We start from the raw sequence: 17,786 nt of genomic DNA, 5'->3' as shown, positions 1-17,786 counted from the left end.
GGCTGTGCAGTCGGCGTCGGCGGCGACGGCTTGGCCGGGGCTGGCAGGGTGGAGGCATGGGAATGGCGAAGAAGCTCGCGACGCTCGGCATCGCGAAGAAGGTCTACGACGAGGCGCGCAAGCCCCACAACCAGGCCAAGATCCGCTCGGCCGTGCAGAAGGTCCAGGAACGCCGCGGCGGCAAGCGGTCCTGAGCCCGCCGGGCCGCGGCCGCGCAGGCCTGTCCCGGGCGCAGGCCGGGCCGGGCCGGTTGCCACGCCCGCCCGGTGGGCGTAGGACTGGTGCATGACCACCACACCCGTCGAGCCCGACGCCGACCCCGAGGTCGTGCCGTCCGGCGACCCCTCCGTCAACCCGATCGACCCGGGGGAGGTGCCCGACTCGCCCATCCCCGAGACCCGCCCCGACGGGGAGCAGTAGCGCCGCACCCCCGGCTGCCTATGCTCGCGGCATGACGATCCAGCAGCCCACCGCCCTCACCCACGCCGCGATGCTCGGCCTCGGCGTGCACCGGCCCCAGCGGCTGGTGACCAACGACGAGATCTGCGAGGTCCTCGACTCCTCCGACGAGTGGATCCAGACCCGCTCCGGCATCCGGACCCGCCGCTTCGCCGGCGCCGACGAGACGCTCATCGGCATGTCGATCTCGGCGGCGGAGAAGGCGCTGGCCGCGGCCGGGATCGCCGCCGACCAGGTCGGCTGCGTCATCGTCGCCACGTCGACGCACCCCGAGCACACCCCCGCCTCCGCGCCGCAGGTCGCCAGCGCGCTCGGCATCACGGCCGCCGCGTTCGACATCTCCGCCGGGTGCGCGGGCTTCTGCCACGCGCTCAACCTGGCCGCGTCGATGGTGCGCGCCGGCGCGGAGAGCCACGTGCTGGTGATCGGGGTGGAGCAGCTGAGCCGCTTCATGGACCCCGCCGACCGGGGCACCGCGTTCATCTTCGCCGACGGCGCGGGCGCGGTCGTGGTGGGTCCGTCGGAGACGGCGGGGATCGGCCCGACCGCCTGGGGTTCCGACGGCTCGCAGGCGCACGTCATCACCCAGACGCCCAGCTGCCTCGGCGGACACTCCGACCGCGAGCACCCGGTGGTGCAGATGGAGGGCACCGCGGTCTTCCGCTGGGCGCCGTTCGCGATGGCGAAGGTCGCCCACGAGGCGCTCGACCTGGCCGGCATCCCGGTCGAGGAGCTCGACGCCTTCATCCCGCACCAGGCCAACCTGCGGATCACCCAGACCCTCGCCAAGAACATCCGGCTGCCCGAGCACGTCGCGATCGCCACCGACGTCGTCGACTCCGGCAACACCTCGGCCGCGTCGGTGCCGCTGGCCATGGAGGCGATGCTGCGCCGGGACGAGGCCGCGGCCGGCGACACCGCGCTGCTCATCGCGTTCGGCGCCGGGCTCAGCTATGCCGGACAGGTCGTGACCCTCCCGCCGCTCGGCGGGTGAGCCGGCCCCGTCCCGCACGGGGGCGACCGGCGGGCTAGGTTCGCGTCCATGGCTCACCACTGGATCGCCACCCGCCCCGGCGGGCTCGACGTCTTCTCCTTCGAGGCCTACGACGTGCCCGCGCCCCCGCGCGGTGAGGTCACGATCGCGGTCCGCGCGGCCGGGATGAACCCGGCCGACACCAAGCACGTCGCCAGCGGGTCGGGCGACTTCCCCCGGGCCGTCGGCTACGAGGTCGCCGGGGTGGTCAGCGCCGTCGGGCCCGACACCGACATCGCCACGGGACCTGTGGCGGTGGGCGACGAGGTGCTCGCCTTCCGGATCAGCGGTGGCTGGGCGAGCGAGGTCACGGTCCCGGCACAGGACGTGTTCGCCAAGCCCGCAGCGCTGTCGTTCCCCGAGGCGGCCAACCTCCTGCTCGCGGGCACGACGGCCGCCGAGATGCTCCACGTCACCGGCGTGGCCGCGGGCGAGACGATCCTGGTGCACGGTGCCTCCGGGGCGGTCGGCGTGAGCGTGCTGCAGCAGGCGGCGCGCCTCGGCGCCCGTGTGATCGGCACGGCCAGCCCGGCGCGCCACGACGTCGTCGCCGGCTTCGGCGGGGTGCCCGTGGGCTACGGCGACGGCCTCGAGCAGCGGGTGCGCGACGCCGCGCCCGACGGGATCGCCGCCGCGCTCGACTGCGTCGGCACCGACGAGGCGATCGACACCTCGCTCGCGCTGGTCGCCGACCGTCGTCGCGTCGTCTCCATCGCCGCACCCGGTCGCGCGAAGCAGGAAGGCATCATCGCCATCGCCGGCGCGCTGCCGGCCAGCAAGGCCTTCCGCGCCTCGGTGCGCGCCGACCTCGTCGACCTCGCCGGCGCCGGTGGGCTCGTCGTCCCCGTCGCGCGCACCTTTCCGCTCGCCGACGCGCTCGAGGCAGCCGAGCTGCTGATGGCCGGGCACCCGGGCGGGAAGCTCGCGCTCGAGCCGTGAGCGTCGAGACGGCTCAGGCGCCGGGGCCCGGCCCCTCGGCGAGGAGCCGCCGTTGGTCGACCAGCTCCCGGGTCGCGCCGAGCGCCTCCGAGACCTCCCAGGCGACCTGGGCGGCCCGCGCTCCGAGCTGGCCGGTGCGCGCGCCGTCCATCCGGACCGTCGGCACGGAGAGGCCGAGTGCGCCGACCACCGAGCCGGTGTGGTCGAAGACGGGCGCGGCGACGGCGCGGATGCCCGGGGTGCGCTCGGCGTCGGACCCCGCCCAGCCGCGTCCGCGGGCGACCGCGAGCTCGGCTGCGAGCTCCACCGGGTCGGTCACCGTCTTGTCGGTCACCGGCTCGATGCCGCGTGCGAGGGCCGCCTGCTGCCGCGCCCACGGCAGCATGCACAGCATCGCCTTGCCGGGCGCTCCGTGGGTCAGCGCGATGGGGACCCCGAGGTCGGTGTAGTGACGCCGCAGCTCCTGGCGTGACTCGACCTGGTCGACCACCGTGCGCTCGTACGTCGCGAGCAGCTCGTGCAGGCCGACGGTCTCGTCGACCTCGTCGCGCAGGGCCACCATGTAAGGGCGGGCCGCCTCGCGCAGGCCGGACGGGACGGCGCCCGAGCGCCCGAGCTGCACCAGCAGCGGACCCGGCCGGTAGCGCTTGTCGGGGCCCTGCTTGAGGAGCCGGTTGACGGTCATCGAGCCGAGCAGCCGGTGGGCGGTGCTGGTCGACAGACCGGTCAGCCGGGCGATGTCGGTGATCCCGAGGGCGGCGTGGTGGGCGTCGAAGCACCGCAGGATCGCGACGGCTCGGTCGATCGACTGGACGCTGCTGCGCTCGGTCGGGCGCTCGGTCGGGCGCTCGGTCATGGTGTCGTCCCTCGGTCCACGGAGTCAGTGTGCCGGAGTCCGGCGTTTCCCTTGACGACCCATGTGGCGTGTGCCACAGTTCCCACATGACGGCAAGCAATCCCACGATACGGGAAAACTCCTCACGGCGTCCACTCGAGGGCTTCCGGGTCCTCGACCTGACCCGCTTCCTCTCCGGCCCCTACTGCACGATGGTGCTGGCCGAGCTGGGCGCCGACGTGATCAAGGTGGAGCAGCCGCACACCGGTGACGACTCGCGGCGCATGGCGCCGAAGGTCGACGGCGAGAGCTACCCGTTCGCGATGCCCAACCGCAGCAAGCGGTCGGTGTCGCTGGACCTCAAGACCGACAAGGGCCGGGAGCTGTTCCTCGCGATGGCCGAGACGGCCGACCTGGTGATCGAGAACTTCCGACCGGGGGTCGCCGACCGGCTCGGCATCGGCTACGACGGCGTGAAGGCCGTCCGCGACGACATCCTCTACTGCTCCATCAGCGGGTTCGGCCAGACCGGTCCCTACCGCGAGCGCCCCGGCTTCGACATCATGGCGCAGGGCATGGTCGGCTTCCTCCGGATGACCGGTGAGCCGGGCGGGCGACCCGCCAAGGTCGGCATCGCGGTCAACGACATCGCCGCCGGCGCCACGGCGATCTACTCGATCCTGGCCGCCCAGATGCAGCGGATGACCACCGGTCAGGGCCAGTACATGGACATCTCGCTCGTCGACGCGGGGCTCGCCTGGGCCGTGTGGGAGTCCGGCGCCTACTTCGGCGCCGGCGAGGTGCCGCAGCCGACGGGCACCCGGCACCGCCGGTCCACTCCCTACCAGGCCTACCGCACCAGCGACGGCTACGTGACCATCGGTGCCGCCAACGATCGGCTGTGGCTGAGGCTCCTCGGCGCCCTCGACCGCCCCGAGTGGGAGAACGACCCGCGCTTCCTCACGCTGCCCGACCGGATGGCCCACATCGACGAGCTCGAGGCCGAGATCGAGGCGATCACGATCACGCGCACCACCGACGAGTGGATCAAGGCCATCGACGCCGTCGGCGTCCCCTGCGGCCCGGTGCTCACCTTCGACGAGACCCTCGACGACCCGCACGTCCAGGCCCGCGGCATGATCGCCGAGCTCCACCACCCGGTCATCGGCGAGATGCGGACGATCGCCCCGCCGACCAAGTTCTCCGCGATGGACTACTCCGTGCGCGGACCCGCGCCGTGGCTGGGCCAGCACACCGCCGACCTGCTGCGCGAGATCGGCGAGAGCGAGGACTCGATCGCCGCCCTGTTCGCCGACGAGGTCGTCTTCGACGCCCGACCCGACCTGCACGACCGACTCGAGGGAGAAGCCTGAGCATGTCCGACCACATCCTGGTGGAGCGTCGCGACGCGATCGCGACCGTCGTCCTGAACCGTCCCGAGAGCCACAACGCGATCAACGTCGCGATGTACCGCGACCTGCCCGACGTCGTCCGCGACCTCGACGCCGACCCGAGCGTCAAGGTGATCGTGATGCGCGGCGCCGGCACCCGGTCCTTCGCCTCCGGCGCCGACATCACCGAGTTCGAGGCCGAGCGCAGCGACGCGGTGAAGGCGAAGGCCTACAACGTGAAGGTCGCCGCGGCCGAGCACGCGATCGAGGGGCTCACCAAGCCCTCGATCGCGATGATCCACGGCTACTGCATCGGCGGCGGCGCCGGCCTCGCCCTGGCCTGCGACATCCGGTTCGCCGACCGGGCGGCGAAGTTCGCCGTGACCCCGGCCAAGCTCGGTCTGGTCTACAGCCTCGAGTCGACCAAGCGGATGGTCGACCTCGTCGGCCCCGCGCGCACCAAGTGGATCCTCTTCAGCGGCCTGCAGGTGCCCGCGGCCCGCGCCTACGAGCTCGGCCTCTTCGACGAGGTGGTCGACACCGAGGACCTCGAGGAGCTGACCTACGGCTTCGCCGAGACGGTGTGCAGCCGGGCCCAGTTCAGCGTCCGAGCCGGGAAGGTGATGGCCGACAAGGTCGTGGCCGGGCAGGTCCGCGACGACGAGGCCACCCTCGACCTGCGCAACTCCTCCTTCGACACCGAGGACTTCGCCGAGGGCGTCCGGGCGTTCATGGCCAAGCGTCCGCCCAGCTTCACCTGGTCCTGACATGACGACCACAGCGACCGGACGCGCCGTGCCGCGCGTCGACCCCGACGAGGTGTCGGCCCTGGCGCGCGAGGCGGCGTCCGATCCGGCCTGGGAGTTCGGCTCCTTCTTCCTCAGCCGGTTCCTGCAGCTCGAGATCTCCTATGACGAGCCGGAGCAGACCTGCACCGTCGTCCTTCCGTACGGCCCTCACCTGTGCAACCCGCAGGGCTCGGTGCACGGCGGTGTCATCACCACGGCCCTCGACATCTCGATGGGCCACCTCTGCAAGAAGTTCCTGTCACCGGCGGTGACGATCGAGATGCAGATGCGCTTCTTCCGTCCCCTCACCGGGACGGGCACCTGCACCGGCCGCCTGATCCGCTCGGGTCGCCGCATCGTGCACCTCGAGTCGCGGATGACCGACGACCAGGGACGACTCACCGCTCTCGGAACCGGGTCGTGGCACCGCCTCGACGCGGTGTGACCCACGCACCGACCACTCTCGACCCGGCACGGCAGCGCCGTGCCCCGCAACCAGGAGGAACCATGAAGCACAAGAGGATCGCAGTCGCTTCAGCGGCGGCGCTGATGCTCACCCTGAGCGCCTGTGGTGGCGACTCGGACGGTGGGTCGGGCGGGGCGTACCCGTCGGAGGACATGGACTGGACGATCGCGTTCGGCCCGGGCGGCGGCAACGACCTCATGGCGCGCACGATGGTCGACATCCTGCAGCGCCAGGACCTCTACCCCGAGAACATCCGCGTCGAGAACCGCGACGGCGGATCGGGCGCCACCGGGTGGGGCTACCTGCTCAACCAGTCCGGCGAGGGCTACGGCATCTCGACGACCTCGGGATCGTTCATCACCACGCCCCTGCAGGCCGACACCGGCTGGGAGCCGACCGACTTCACCCCGGTGGGCCTGCTCGCCGCCGACAACGCGCTGCTCATCGCGTCCGGCAAGGCCGACTTCCAGAGCTACGAGGAGTGGGTCGACTACGCCACCGAGAAGGGCAAGGTCGTGGTCGGCGGGATCGGCACGGTCAACGTCGACTACATCATCCAGCAGATGATCGCCGACGCCGAGGGCTACGAGATCGACTACGTGCCCTACAACGAGGAGGGCCAGATGCAGACCTCGCTGCTCTCCGGTGCCATCGACACGATGATCTCCAACCCCGGCTCGATCATGGGCCAGATCGAGGCCGGCCAGGTGACGCCGCTGCTCTTCACCGGACCCGAGCGCCTCGAGGCGCTGCCCGACGTGCCCACCGGCGAGGAGAACGACATCTCCGACATCCCGTCGATGCCGCGCGGCCTGATCCTGCCCCCCGAGGCCCCGCAGGAGGCGCAGGACTGGTGGATCGAGACGATGCAGGAGGTCGTCGAGACCCCCGAGTGGCAGGAGTACCTCGACGAGAACTACCTGCTCGAGGACGAGCGCTGGGGCGAGGACTTCACCACCTACCTCGACGACACGCAGACCGCGTTCGAGGAGCGACTCACCGACCTCGGTGCGCTGTGACGCTCGCTGACGCAGCCACGCCCGCGGCCCGGCCCCAGGGCCGGGCCGCGGGGTGGGTCCGGCCCAAGACCGTCTTCCTGGCGGGCGTGCTGGTCGTGCTCGCGGTCTACACCGAGATGGCCTTCGGCCTCGACTGGCGCACCCAGGCCGGCCGGATCGGTCCGGGGTTCTTCCCGCGGATCGTCGGCGTCGGTGGCCTGCTGATCACGCTGTGGGCCCTGGTCACCGCCATCCGCACCCCGGAGGACGACGAGGTGGTGGCCCTCGAGGACGAGGTCGGTGACGCCGACCTCGGCAAGCACCCGCGACTGCTCGCGATCATGGTGCTCGCCGCCGCCGCCCTCGTCGCCACGCTGCTGTGGCTCGGCACCATCATCTCGTGCGCGCTCTTCCTCGGCGTCATGTTGAGCCTGCTCAACCGCGGGCACCACGTGACCAACGCGGTCGTCGCCATCTGCCTGCCGCTCGTGATGTACATCCTTCTCCAGACCCTCCTGAACGCCGGGCTGCCCGAGGGCATCCTGCCGCGCTTCTGACGACCGGAACCCCGACATGGACATCTTCGACAACCTGGCCAACGGCATCGTCGCCGTCGCCACCCCGATGAACCTGCTGCTGCTGTTCGCAGGCGTCATGCTCGGCATGATCGTGGGGGTGATGCCGGGCCTCGGCCCCTCGGCCGGACTTGCGATCCTGCTCCCGCTCACCTTCACGCTGGACCCGACGGGCGCGGTGGTGATGCTGGCGGCGGTCTACTACGGCGCGATGTACGGCGGCACGATCACCTCGGTGCTGATCAACACCCCGGGCGAGTCGGCGACGGTCGCCAGCACCTTCGACGGCTATCCGCTCGCCAAGCAGGGCAGAGCCGGACCGGCGCTGGTGATGGCCGCCATCGGCTCGTTCGTCGCCGGCACCGTCGGCGCCGTGCTCATCAGCATCGCCTCGCCGGCCACCGCTTCGCTCGCGGCCACCTTCGGCCCGCCCGAGCTCTTCCTCGTCGTCGTCCTCGGCCTGCTCACGCTGATCGTCATCATCGGCGGCAACCGGCTCCTGGGCGCCCTGTCGGCGCTGATCGGCTTCGGCATCGCCACCGTCGGCATCGACATCGGCACGGGTCAGCAGCGCTACACGTTCGGCTCGGTCGAGCTGATCAACGGCATCGACTTCATCCCCGTCGCCATCGGCCTCTTCGGCGTCGGCGAGATCCTGCACACGCTGTGGCGCGGCGGCCACCTCGAGAAGCTCGCCTACTTCAACGTCTCTGCCCGCTCACGGGGCTTCTGGCCCACCAGGACCGACCTGCGCGAGTCGGCCGGGCCGATCACCCGAGGATCGTTCCTCGGCTTCTTCGTCGGCGCCACGCCCGGTGCCGGCGCCACGGTCGCCTCGCTCATGTCCTACAACCTGGAGAAGTCGGTCTCCAAGACGCCCGAGAAGTTCGGCAAGGGCGCGATGGCCGGCCTCACCGGCCCTGAAGCGGCCAACAACGCCGCCTCCTCGGGCGCGATGGTGCCGCTGCTGACGCTCGGCATCCCGGGCTCCGCGTCGACCGCGGTGCTGATCGGCGGCTTCATGATGTGGGGGCTCCAGCCGGGGCCGCTGCTGATGACGCAGAACCCCGAGTTCGCGTGGGGCCTCATCGCCAGCATGTTCCTCGGCAACATCATGCTGCTGCTGGTCAACGTGTTCTGCATCCCGGCATTCGCCAGCATCGCCCGGGTCCCGTTCCGGGTCCTCGGCCCGACGATCATCGTGATCTGCGTCCTCGGCACCTTCACGGTCAACGGCTCGATCGTCGAGGTGGCGATCATGCTCGCCTGCGGCGTGCTCGGCTTCTTCATGCGCCGCTTCGGGCTCTCCCCAGCCGCCATGGTCATCGCGCTCGTGCTCGGCCCCATGGCGGAGGAGTCGCTGCGCCAGACCATGATCATCTCGGGCGGCACCTTCGGGATCTTCTGGGACCGCACCACCTCCCAGGTCCTGATCGCGCTGATCGTCCTGCTCCTGGTCCTCCCGCTCGTCACCCGGCTCATCAAGCGGGCCGCAGCCCGCATCATCGCGCGCCTCGGCGCCATGCGGCGCCGTCACGCCCGCGGCGGCACCCCGGTCCCGCCGCCCGAGGACCTTCCCGGCCCGTCCGGTGACGCGCCCACGGACGGCTCCACGGACGACGGTGACCGTGGGCCCACGCCCGAACGCGTGGACTCCCGTTGATCGCCAGCATCCTCGCCACGTCGGCGGCGGCCCTGGTCGGCGCGGGCGTCGCCACCGCGCTCAAGCTCCCGGCGGCGCCGCTGCTGGGGGCGATGATCGGGGTCGCGGCCCTCTCGCTGTCGAGCGAGCTGAGCTGGCAGGCGCCGGGCGGGGCCAAGTGGGTGGTCTACGTCGCGATCGGTGCGCTGCTCGGGCAGTCCGTGACCCGCGAGTCGCTCGTGGCGCTCCGCTCCGCGGCGGTGCCCATCGTCATCACCGTCGTGCTGTTCCTCCTCTTCGGGCTGGCCCTCGCCTGGGGACTGTGGAGGTTCACCGACTTCGACGTGCACACCGCACTTCTCTCCACGGCACCGGGCGGCATCGCCCAGATGGGAGCGTTGTCGGCCGAGGCCAACGCCAACGTCCCCGTCGTGCTGTCGATCCACGTCCTGAGGATCACGTCGGTCATCGTGCTGATGAGCCTCGGACTCAAGCTGATGGGAGGACGATCATGAACCCGTCCGGACACCACCACCGCTCGCTCGACGGCGTACGCGTCGTCGACCTGAGCCGCGCGCTCGCCGGTCCCTACGCCACGATGATGCTGGCCGACGTGGGCGCCGACGTGCTCAAGGTCGAGCCGCCGTCGGGCGACGACAGCCGCGGCTGGCTCCCCTTCGCGCCGCCCGGCCCCGACGCCGCGCCGGACACCACCGAGGAGTCGGCCTACTTCCTCTCCGCCAACCGCGGCAAGCGCTCGGTGCGCCTCGATCTCAAGTCGCCGGAGGGCGCCCAACGCCTCCGCGACCTGTGCGCCGACGCCGACGTCCTGGTCGAGAACTACCGCCCGGGCCTGCTCGCCAGGCTCGGCCTCGACCCCGCCTCGCTGCGCGAGGCCAACCCGCGACTCGTGACGCTCTCCATCACCGGCTTCGGGTCGGGCGGCCCCGACGGCGACCGCCCGGGCTTCGACCAGATCGTGCAGGCCGAGGCCGGGCTGATGAGCCTGACCGGCGAGGCCGACGGCGACCCCACCCGCGTCGGGCTGCCGATCGCCGACATCCTGGCCGGCATGTTCGGCGCCTTCGGCGTGATGTCGGCCCTGCGCGAGCGCGAGGCGACCGGCGTCGGCCGGGCCGTCGAGACGAGCCTGCTCGCGGCCGTCGCCTCGGTCCACGCCTTCCACGGCTCCGGCTGGCTCAACGGCGCCCGGGTGCCGGCCCGCACCGGCAACCGGCATCCCTCGATCGCGCCCTACGGCACCTTCCGGTGCGCTGACGCCTCCCTGGTGATCGCGGTCGGCTCGGAGTCGCTGTGGCGACGCTTCGCGGCGGTCGTCGGCATCGACCCGGCGCGTCCCGACGTGGCCACCAACCGCGACCGGGTGGGCAACGTCGACGCCCTCCAGGCCGAGATCGACGGCCTGCTCGCCGACCGCGCGGCCGAGGACGTCCTCGCCGAGCTGGCCCGCGAGGGAGTGCCCGCGGGCCGGATCCGCAGCATCCCCGAGGTCTACGCGTGGGAGCAGGTCCGCCACCTCGGCCTGGTCCACCAGCTCCAGCACACGACCCTCGGCCAGGTGGCCGTGCCGGGCGGCGCGCTGCGCTACGACGGCGCGGCCTCGGCCTCACCGGTGCCCCCGCCCCTGCTCGGCGAGCACGAGGACCTCGCGTGGGACCGGCCCTGGCTCGACCAGCGCGACGCCGCGGACGGTGCGGCATGAGCGCCGTGTCGTACGCCGTGATCGGTGGCGGGATCCTGGGCGCGGCCGTCGCGCGGCGCCTCCAGGTGGTCGACCCCGACGCGTCGGTCACCGTGTGGGAGAAGGAGGACCGGCTGGCCGCGCACCAGACCGGACGCAACTCCGGCGTCGTGCACGCCGGGCTCTACTACGAGCCGGGCTCGCTCAAGGCGACCCTGTGCCGGCGCGGGGTCGGCCTGCTCCGCGACTTCTGCGACGAGCACGACATCGCCTACGACGCGTGCGGCAAGGTGCTCGTCGCCCTCGACGCGGCGGAGGAGGGCCGGCTCGACGCGATCGAGGCCAAGGCGCTCGCCAACGGCGTGCCCGGCATCCGCCGGCTGTCGGCCGGGGAGCTGCAGGAGATCGAGCCCCACGTGCGCGGGGTGGGCGGGCTGCACTCGCCGTCGACCGCGATCGTCGACTTCCCCGGCGTCACCCGCCGCCTCGCCGAGCTCGTGGAGCGAGACGGCGGCACCGTCCGGCTCTCGACCGAGCTGACCGGCGTCCGGCACGACGGCACGGGCGTGGTGCTCACCGCCCGCACGCCCGACGGCCCGCTCGAGGAGCGCTTCGACCGCGTGGTCCTCTGCACCGGGCTGTGGGCCGACCACACCGCCGAGCAGGCGGGCGACACGCGGGAGCCGCAGGTGGTGCCCTTCCGGGGCGAGTACCTCCTGCTGCGCCCCGAGCGCCGCTCCCTGGTCAACGGCCTCGTCTACCCCGTGCCCGACCCCCGCTACCCGTTCCTCGGCGTGCACCTGACGCCCCGGGTCGACGGCGAGGTGATGGTCGGCCCCAACGCCGTGCTCGCCCTGGCCCGCGAGGGCTACGACTGGCGCACCGTCTCCGCGCGCGACCTGCGCGAGATCGCGGCCTACGACGGGTTCCGTCGTTTCGCGCGCCAGCACTGGCGCACCGGCGTGATGGAGATGGCCGGGTCGCTGAGCCGCCGCCGCTTCGTCGCCGCCGCGCGCCGCTACGTGCCCGAGCTCCGGCTCGACGACGTGGTGAGCGGGCCCAGTGGCATCCGGGCGCAGGCGCTGGAGCGCAGCGGCGCGCTGGTCGACGACTTCCGGATCACCACCCGCGACCGGGTCACCGCGCTGCGCAACGCCCCGTCGCCGGCGGCGACCTCCAGCCTGGCGATCGCCGAGCACGTCGTCGACGTCGTGCTGGGCCGCGAGGTGGCGCGGTGAGCGACGTCCACCTCGACCGTGGCCTGTGGATGGTGCTCGCCTCGCCGTTCGACGACGGCCTCGCACTCGACACCGCCTCGCTGGAGCGTCAGCTCACGCTCGCCGACTCGGTGTCGGCGCAGGGCGTGGTCGCGCTGGGCGTCTTCGGCGAGGCCGACGCGCTGACGCGCGCCGAGCAGCAGGACGTCGTCCGCACGGTGACCACCGCCTCCGACCTGCCCGTCGTGATCGGGCTGTCGGCGCGCACCACGGCCGTCGCGGTCGACCAGGCGCTGTCCTGCCTCGAGGCCGCGCGGCGACCGCCCCGGGCGCTCATGGTGCAGGTCAACTCCCCGCGCACCGAGGTCGCCGTCGAGCACCTCACCGCGATCCACCGGGCGACCGGGCTCCCGGTCGTCGTGCAGGACTACCCGGCCGCCTCCGGCGTCACCGTCGCCGGCGACGTGCTGGTCGAGGTCGTCCGCGCCTGCGCCGGCTTCGCGGCCGCGGTGAAGGCGGAGGCCGCGCCGACCCCGCCCGCGATCGCGACGCTGACCGGCGCGGTCGAGGTCCCCGTGTTCGGCGGGCTCGGCGGTGTCGGCCTCGTCGACGAGCTCGCCAGCGGCGCCGCCGGGGCGATGACCGGGATGAGCCACCCCGAAGGGCTCCGCGCCGCGCTCGACGCCCACGAGGCCGGCGGTTTCGCCGAGGCCCACCGGGCGTGGGCGCCGTGGCTCCCGCTCGCCAACTTCGAGGGCCAGCTGCGGATCGGGCTGTCGATCCGCAAGGAGATCCTGCGTCGTCGCGGCGTGCTCGCGACCGGCCGGGTCCGCCCGCCCGCCGCCGCCCTTCCCGCCACGATGGTGCCGCTGCTCGAGCAGCACCTCACCCACCTGCCCCCCACCTCTGGAGGAACCCCATGGATCTCGGCCTGACAGGCAAGGTCGCCCTCGTCCTCGGCTCGACCGCCGGACTCGGACGCGCGTCCGCGGAGGCGCTGGCCGCCGAGGGCGCCCACGTCGTCGTCGCGGGGCGCCGCGCCGAGCTCGTCGACGCGCTCGTCGAGTCGCTGCCGTCCGCGGCCGGCGTGGTCGCCGACGTGACCGACCCCGACACCCCGGCCCTGCTGGTCAACCGGGCCCGCGAGAGCTTCGGCGAGGTCGACATCGTCGTCCTCAACGGCGGCGGCCCGCCGCCCGGCCCCGCCGACGCCTTCACCGCCGAGACCGCCCAGGCGGCGTTCGACCTGCTCCTCAAGCAGCACATCAGCCTCGTGGGCCAGGTGCTGCCCGGGATGCGCGAGCGCCGGTGGGGCCGCATCGTGGCGATCGGGTCGAGCGGCGTGCAACAGCCGATCCCCACGCTGACCGCGTCCAACGTCGGGCGCGCCGCGCTCGCGGCCTACCTCAAGACGCTCGCGGGCACGGTGTCCGCCGACGGCGTCACGGTCAACATGGCCCTGCCCGGCCGGATCGACACCGATCGCGTCGCCCAGCTCGACCGGGCCGCGGCCGAGCGCACCGGCACCACGCCCGACGCCTCCCGCGCCTCCTCGGAGGCGGCGATCCCCGCCCGACGCTACGGCGACCCTGCTGAGTTCGGCGCGGTCGTCGCGTTCCTCGCCTCGCAGCAGGCGGCGTACGTCACCGGCGAGCAGGTCCGCGTCGACGGCGGACTCGTCGGCGCCTACTGACCCCCACCACCACCCCCAGGAGACCACCCGTGCGACTCGCCACCATCCTCGACCGCGGCGCCGACGTCCCGGTCCTCGTCGACCCCGAGCGCGGCGTCGTGCCGATCGCGTCGCTCACCGACCGGCCGGTGCCCTCGCTGCTGAGCGTCATCGAGGACGACCTCTACGACGACCTGGTGGCCGCCGCCGCCTCGGCCGGCGCCGAGTCGTTCCGCCCGTCCACCGACGTCACGTGGACCGCGCCCTACCGGCGCCCCCGCAAGATCTGGGGCATCGGGCTCAACTACGTCGACCACGCTGCCGATCTCTCCGAGTCGGTGCCCGACGAGCCGGCCTCCTTCATCAAGGGCGACCACACCATCATCGGCCAGGGCGACGACATCCCGATCCCGTCGCAGAGCGAGCGCACCACGGCGGAGGGCGAGCTGGGCCTGGTCATCGGGCGCGAGTGCCGCAACGTCTCCGAGGAGGAGGCCCTCGACCACGTCTTCGGCGTCACCACGATCCTCGACCAGACGGCCGAGGACATCCTCCAGCGCAACCCCCGCTTCCTCACCCGCTCCAAGAACTTCCCGGGCTTCTTCTCCTTCGGCCCCGAGATCGTGCCGATGGCCGAGGTCCTCGAGCGGTTCGGCTCGATCGGCGACGTCGAGGTGTCCACCGTCGTCAACGGCGACCAGGCGCGCACCAACACCGTCGCGCACATGCGCTACAGCCCGGCGTTCCTCGTCGCGTTCCACAGCGCGGTGATGCCGCTCTTCCCGGGCGACGTCATCTCCACCGGCACGCCCGGCGCGATCCACGTGCGCGCGGGCGACGTCGCGGAGTGCCGGATCCCCGGCATCGGCCGCCTGGTCAACCCGGTCGTCAGCGGCTGACGGGGGCCGGCCGGGCCAGCCGGTCGGCCACCACCGTCCACACGTCGGGGTCGAAGCCCATCCCGAGGTGGGTCGAGCCGACCTCGACGTGCTCGACCCCGGGGGTGGACCGGTCGAGGCACGCCTGCCACGCCACCACCCCGTCACGCCGCGAGAACAGCACCGTGAGCGGCACGCCGATCGGCGACGACGCGTCGAGACGGCGCGACACCCGGTCGGCGTCCGCGTCGGCCCCGGTGCCGGAGGCCCGGGCGACGCTGGTGTGGCGCGCGCCGCCGGTCACGGGCGTGCCGTAGGTGACCACGCGGCGTACGACGTCGGGGTGGCGGCGGGCGACCTCGCGCGCGATGACGCCGCCCAGGCTCCACCCGACCAGCGAGGCGGGGGCACCCGTCTCGTCCACGAGATCACGGACCCGCCGCGAGAGCCGCTCGACGTCGCGGCGCGGGTCGCCGGTGTTGGTGCCGAAGCCCCAGCCGCGGGCGTCGTAGCCGAGCCGCGACAGGTAGCCGCGCAGGGGTGCGCCGGTGAGCTCGGGCGCCTTCCACCCCGGGATGTCCACGACGAGGTGGCCGTCGCCGCGCGGTGCTGTCGCCAGCCGCGGGAGGGCGCCGACCAGGCGGGCGGCGTCGAGCGCCGAGCCCAGCTCGCCGAGCGTCGTACGCGCCGACGGTGGTCCGCTCGGGAGGCCGAGCCCCGCGGGGTCCGCGTGGTGCCGCGCCCGCGAGCGGGTGCCGGCGGCCGCCAGGAGGTGGTGCCCGGGGAGGGGGAGGCGTGCCATGTCGCGACTGTACGACGGGGGTGTCCGGCGGCGGCTGCGCCCGGCCCGGCGGCGTCGGCGTGGGCTACCCGGCGTCGACGACCTCGCCGTTGTGGGGCACCCGGCCGCCGAACGTGATCGGCACGGCGGCGGCCTGCGCGACGTCCGCGCGGTCCATCGCCTGGAGGTGGACGTGGGGCTCGGTGCTGTTGCCCGAGTTGCCGCACCGCCCGAGCACCTCGCCCACCTCCACCCGGTCGCCCGGCCGCACCTGGAGGCTGTCGCGTTGCAGGTGGCACACCGCGACCACCGGCCCCTCGGCCGTCCAGACGAGGACGTGGTTGCCGGCCAGCGCCTCCCACCCCGCAGCGACCCGGCGGCGCTGGGTGAGGGCGTAGCCCACGGACGGCAGGCCGCGGTAGGACGGGTGGTCGGTCGCCGTGCCGTGCACGCCCACGACCACGCCCGACACGGGGGCGAGGACGGGGCGCCCGAAGCCGGGGAACCGCTCGGCCGGCTCGGGGCGGACCAGCGACCCGATCGTGACGGGTGCGGTCCGCCCGCCCTCGTCGACCGGGACGAAGTCGATGGCGTACGAGGTGGCCAGCAGCGCGGTGCCGTGGCTGGGCACCCGGTCGGCGGGGCTGTTCTGGGTCAGCCAGCGCCCCGTGAACGGGAACGCGAGGTCCATGGGGGCTTGGTCAGCTCGACAGCGGCGAGGCCTTGCGGATGGCCCGCTTCGAGGTCTTCGCGCCCGCCTTGGCCGCCGAGACGACCCCCTGGCTCAACAGCGTCAGCCCGCCGCCGACCAGCCACACGTCCTTGGCCACCGCGATGCCCTCCTGGCTGGGGCGGATCCCGTCGTCGAGCGTCATCGACGGGGTCCTCAGGTACATCCCGACCAGGCTGCAGCCGAAGCCGGTCAGCGCGGCCCCGGCCACGGTCGCGGGGACCATGGGCGCCAGCAGCGCCGCCCCGACACCGATCTCGCTGTACGCGAGCAGCCGCGCGAACTTCGCCGGCTCCATGTCCTTGAACAGGGCGGGGTAGGCGCCGGCCGCGGCGCCGTGGAGGAACTGGGCCGTGCCCTCGTCGGCACCCAGCTTGCTGACGCCGGAGTTGAGGATGTAGGCACCGGTGGCGAGGCGAAGCGGGATCTGGGTGAGGGACACGGGCTCTCCTGGGTGGGTTTCGTGGACGGGCACTCGCTCTACCGTTACCCCCACGTGGCGCCCACACAACCCCGGGAGCCGATCGGTTTCGCGGGCGCGCTCGTGGGGAGGGTCCGCCCGTGGCACGCTGGGGCGGTGAGCGGTGAGCTGCCCCGGCCCGTGCGGGTCTTCACGCCGGCCGACCTGGCGCCGGGCGACCCGACGCCCGGCATGCACCGTGAGCTGGCCTTCGAGCTGCCCCTGCTGTGGGCCGGACAGGTCGCGACGGACCCCGGTGCCGTGTCTGGCTGGCACCACCACGAGCGCAACGAGTCGAGCCTCTACGTCGTGCGCGGGGTGCTGCGGCTGGAGTTCGAGGGCCACGAGGGCCACCTCGATGCCGGCCCCGGCGACTTCGTCCACGTCCCGGCCTGGACCGTCCACCGCGAGTCCAACCCCGGCCGGGAGCCGTCGCTGGCCGTGATCGCGCGCGTCGGTGGCGGTCTTCCGACCGTCAACGTCGACGGTCCGGCGGCTCGCTGACGCTCGGTCCGGCGTTCTCCTGGCCCCAGCGGCCGAGCGCGACGATCGCCTCGCGCAGGGCGAGCCCGCGGTCGGTGAGCGCGTACGCCCGGGTGTTGTGCCGCAGCGGCAGTCGGGTCAGGACGCCGGCCGCCTCGAGCTCGCGCAGGCGCGTCGCGAGCATGTTGGTCGGCACGCCCAGCTCGCGCTGCAGGTCGCCGTAGCGCTGGGGCCCGTCGAGCAGCCGCTCCACGATGAGCAGGGCCCACCGGGCCCCGACGACGCCGAGGGCCGCGGCGAGGTCGCTCACGCGGTCGGGTCGGCGTCCGGCTTCATCCAGAACGGGGAGTAGTGGTAGCCGTCGGGGTCGTCGAACTGTCGCTGGTACATGAAGGGGTAGTCGTCGGTGTCCCCGATCCGTCCGCCGGCGGCCCCGGCGCGCTCGACGACGGCATCGACCGCCTCGCGGCTGCCGAGGTCGAACGAGACCGTGACCTTGGAGGGCGTGTCGGGGGCGCCGACCAGCTCCTCGCTGCCGCCGACGCTCGCGTACATCTCGCGGCTGCCGAGCATGACGTACTGCTCGGGCGCGATCGCGAAGCACGACACGTTGTGGTCGGACATCTCCGGGTTGAGGGTCCACCCGAGGGCGGTGTAGAAGGCGGTCGCGCGCTCGACGCTGTCGACCGGGCAGGTGATGAAGAGGCTCATGGCATTGACACTTGCAAAATACAAGT

23 protein-coding genes are annotated in these 17,786 nt (G+C 73.0%); 17 read left to right on the top strand and 6 right to left on the bottom strand.

Annotated elements, in window-relative coordinates; genetic code table 11:
* Positions 1-56: 56 nt before the first annotated feature.
* From AC3X7Z_RS14165 to AC3X7Z_RS14150, 4 genes are all read left to right on the top strand, one after another.
* Positions 57-194: a hypothetical protein gene (locus AC3X7Z_RS14165; protein WP_186339548.1), complete on the top strand. Its 138-nt coding sequence runs from the start codon at positions 57-59 to the stop codon at positions 192-194.
* A 91-nt stretch (positions 195-285) separates the two neighbouring features.
* Positions 286-420 carry a hypothetical protein gene (locus AC3X7Z_RS14160; RefSeq protein ID WP_260988502.1) on the top strand — a complete coding sequence of 45 codons (135 nt, stop codon included), beginning with the start codon at positions 286-288 and terminating at the stop codon, positions 418-420.
* A 31-nt stretch (positions 421-451) separates the two neighbouring features.
* Complete coding sequence (locus AC3X7Z_RS14155) at positions 452-1,453, top strand: beta-ketoacyl-ACP synthase III (RefSeq protein WP_489976324.1); 1,002 nt, start codon at positions 452-454, stop codon at positions 1,451-1,453.
* Positions 1,454-1,501: 48 nt separating this feature from the next.
* Entirely contained in the window at positions 1,502-2,431 is a 930-nt protein-coding gene (locus AC3X7Z_RS14150; protein ID WP_489976323.1) for a quinone oxidoreductase family protein, read from the top strand.
* A gap of 13 nt (positions 2,432-2,444) precedes the next feature.
* On the opposite strand, the gene AC3X7Z_RS14145 is transcribed toward AC3X7Z_RS14150, so the two are convergent.
* Positions 2,445-3,287, bottom strand: coding sequence for an IclR family transcriptional regulator (locus tag AC3X7Z_RS14145; protein ID WP_489976322.1), 843 nt, complete (start codon positions 3,285-3,287; stop codon positions 2,445-2,447).
* Between the two features lie 86 nt (positions 3,288-3,373).
* On the opposite strand from AC3X7Z_RS14145, the gene AC3X7Z_RS14140 reads away from it, so the two are divergent.
* From AC3X7Z_RS14140 to AC3X7Z_RS14085, 12 genes are all read left to right on the top strand, one after another.
* Positions 3,374-4,639: a CaiB/BaiF CoA transferase family protein gene (locus AC3X7Z_RS14140; RefSeq protein WP_489976321.1), complete on the top strand. Its 1,266-nt coding sequence runs from the start codon at positions 3,374-3,376 to the stop codon at positions 4,637-4,639.
* A 2-nt stretch (positions 4,640-4,641) separates the two neighbouring features.
* Entirely contained in the window at positions 4,642-5,424 is a 783-nt protein-coding gene (locus tag AC3X7Z_RS14135) for an enoyl-CoA hydratase-related protein (protein WP_186339543.1), read from the top strand.
* A 1-nt stretch (position 5,425) separates the two neighbouring features.
* Positions 5,426-5,890 (top strand): PaaI family thioesterase, encoded by a 465-nt coding sequence (locus AC3X7Z_RS14130; RefSeq protein WP_186339542.1) that lies wholly within the window; start codon positions 5,426-5,428, stop codon positions 5,888-5,890.
* A 62-nt stretch (positions 5,891-5,952) separates the two neighbouring features.
* Complete coding sequence (locus tag AC3X7Z_RS14125) at positions 5,953-6,930, top strand: Bug family tripartite tricarboxylate transporter substrate binding protein (protein WP_186339541.1); 978 nt, start codon at positions 5,953-5,955, stop codon at positions 6,928-6,930.
* A complete protein-coding gene (locus AC3X7Z_RS14120) occupies positions 6,927-7,466 on the top strand; it encodes a tripartite tricarboxylate transporter TctB family protein (RefSeq protein ID WP_186339540.1) in 540 nt (179 codons plus the stop codon). Before AC3X7Z_RS14125 ends, AC3X7Z_RS14120 begins: the two co-directional genes overlap by 4 nt.
* A gap of 16 nt (positions 7,467-7,482) precedes the next feature.
* Positions 7,483-9,147 (top strand): tripartite tricarboxylate transporter permease, encoded by a 1,665-nt coding sequence (locus AC3X7Z_RS14115; protein WP_489976320.1) that lies wholly within the window; start codon positions 7,483-7,485, stop codon positions 9,145-9,147.
* Positions 9,144-9,641 (top strand): AbrB family transcriptional regulator, encoded by a 498-nt coding sequence (locus AC3X7Z_RS14110; RefSeq protein WP_186339538.1) that lies wholly within the window; start codon positions 9,144-9,146, stop codon positions 9,639-9,641. Before AC3X7Z_RS14115 ends, AC3X7Z_RS14110 begins: the two co-directional genes overlap by 4 nt.
* Positions 9,638-10,849: a CaiB/BaiF CoA transferase family protein gene (locus tag AC3X7Z_RS14105; RefSeq protein ID WP_489976319.1), complete on the top strand. Its 1,212-nt coding sequence runs from the start codon at positions 9,638-9,640 to the stop codon at positions 10,847-10,849. The genes AC3X7Z_RS14110 and AC3X7Z_RS14105 overlap by 4 nt, the downstream gene beginning before the upstream one ends.
* Positions 10,846-12,066: an L-2-hydroxyglutarate oxidase gene (gene lhgO / locus AC3X7Z_RS14100; protein ID WP_186339536.1), complete on the top strand. Its 1,221-nt coding sequence runs from the start codon at positions 10,846-10,848 to the stop codon at positions 12,064-12,066. The genes AC3X7Z_RS14105 and lhgO overlap by 4 nt, the downstream gene beginning before the upstream one ends.
* A complete protein-coding gene (locus AC3X7Z_RS14095; RefSeq protein WP_489976318.1) occupies positions 12,063-12,980 on the top strand; it encodes a dihydrodipicolinate synthase family protein in 918 nt (305 codons plus the stop codon). Before lhgO ends, AC3X7Z_RS14095 begins: the two co-directional genes overlap by 4 nt.
* A complete protein-coding gene (locus AC3X7Z_RS14090; RefSeq protein WP_489976317.1) occupies positions 12,965-13,738 on the top strand; it encodes an SDR family oxidoreductase in 774 nt (257 codons plus the stop codon). The genes AC3X7Z_RS14095 and AC3X7Z_RS14090 overlap by 16 nt, the downstream gene beginning before the upstream one ends.
* A gap of 29 nt (positions 13,739-13,767) precedes the next feature.
* Positions 13,768-14,616, top strand: a complete 849-nt coding sequence (locus AC3X7Z_RS14085) for a fumarylacetoacetate hydrolase family protein (RefSeq protein WP_186339534.1) — start codon at positions 13,768-13,770, stop codon at positions 14,614-14,616.
* Here AC3X7Z_RS14085 and AC3X7Z_RS14080 read toward each other — a convergent pair.
* The 3 genes from AC3X7Z_RS14080 to AC3X7Z_RS14070 all read right to left on the bottom strand — a co-directional run bounded on the left by AC3X7Z_RS14080 (position 14,606) and on the right by AC3X7Z_RS14070 (position 16,548).
* Entirely contained in the window at positions 14,606-15,397 is a 792-nt protein-coding gene (locus AC3X7Z_RS14080) for an alpha/beta fold hydrolase (RefSeq protein WP_186339533.1), read from the bottom strand. The two genes, AC3X7Z_RS14085 and AC3X7Z_RS14080, sit on opposite strands and share 11 nt — an antisense overlap.
* Positions 15,398-15,461: 64 nt before the next feature.
* A complete protein-coding gene (locus AC3X7Z_RS14075) occupies positions 15,462-16,067 on the bottom strand; it encodes a M23 family metallopeptidase (protein WP_489976316.1) in 606 nt (201 codons plus the stop codon).
* A gap of 10 nt (positions 16,068-16,077) precedes the next feature.
* Positions 16,078-16,548 carry a hypothetical protein gene (locus AC3X7Z_RS14070; protein WP_186339531.1) on the bottom strand — a complete coding sequence of 157 codons (471 nt, stop codon included), beginning with the start codon at positions 16,546-16,548 and terminating at the stop codon, positions 16,078-16,080.
* Positions 16,549-16,683: 135 nt separating this feature from the next.
* Here AC3X7Z_RS14070 and AC3X7Z_RS14065 point away from each other — a divergent pair, with 135 nt between their 5' ends.
* Positions 16,684-17,070 (top strand): cupin domain-containing protein, encoded by a 387-nt coding sequence (locus tag AC3X7Z_RS14065; protein ID WP_489976315.1) that lies wholly within the window; start codon positions 16,684-16,686, stop codon positions 17,068-17,070.
* Here AC3X7Z_RS14065 and AC3X7Z_RS14060 read toward each other — a convergent pair.
* Together AC3X7Z_RS14060 and AC3X7Z_RS14055 are read right to left on the bottom strand one after the other, a co-directional pair.
* A complete protein-coding gene (locus tag AC3X7Z_RS14060) occupies positions 17,042-17,359 on the bottom strand; it encodes a winged helix-turn-helix transcriptional regulator (protein ID WP_186339530.1) in 318 nt (105 codons plus the stop codon). The genes AC3X7Z_RS14065 and AC3X7Z_RS14060 overlap by 29 nt on opposite strands.
* Positions 17,356-17,760, bottom strand: a complete 405-nt coding sequence (locus tag AC3X7Z_RS14055; RefSeq protein ID WP_186339529.1) for a VOC family protein — start codon at positions 17,758-17,760, stop codon at positions 17,356-17,358. The genes AC3X7Z_RS14060 and AC3X7Z_RS14055 overlap by 4 nt, the downstream gene beginning before the upstream one ends.
* Positions 17,761-17,786 lie beyond the last annotated feature (26 nt).

The sequence above is a fragment of the Nocardioides sp. Z24_21 genome (genome assembly GCF_058134345.1).
The sequence above is the reverse complement of the archived record's forward strand: the minus strand, read 5'-3'. Positions and strand labels throughout refer to the sequence as shown.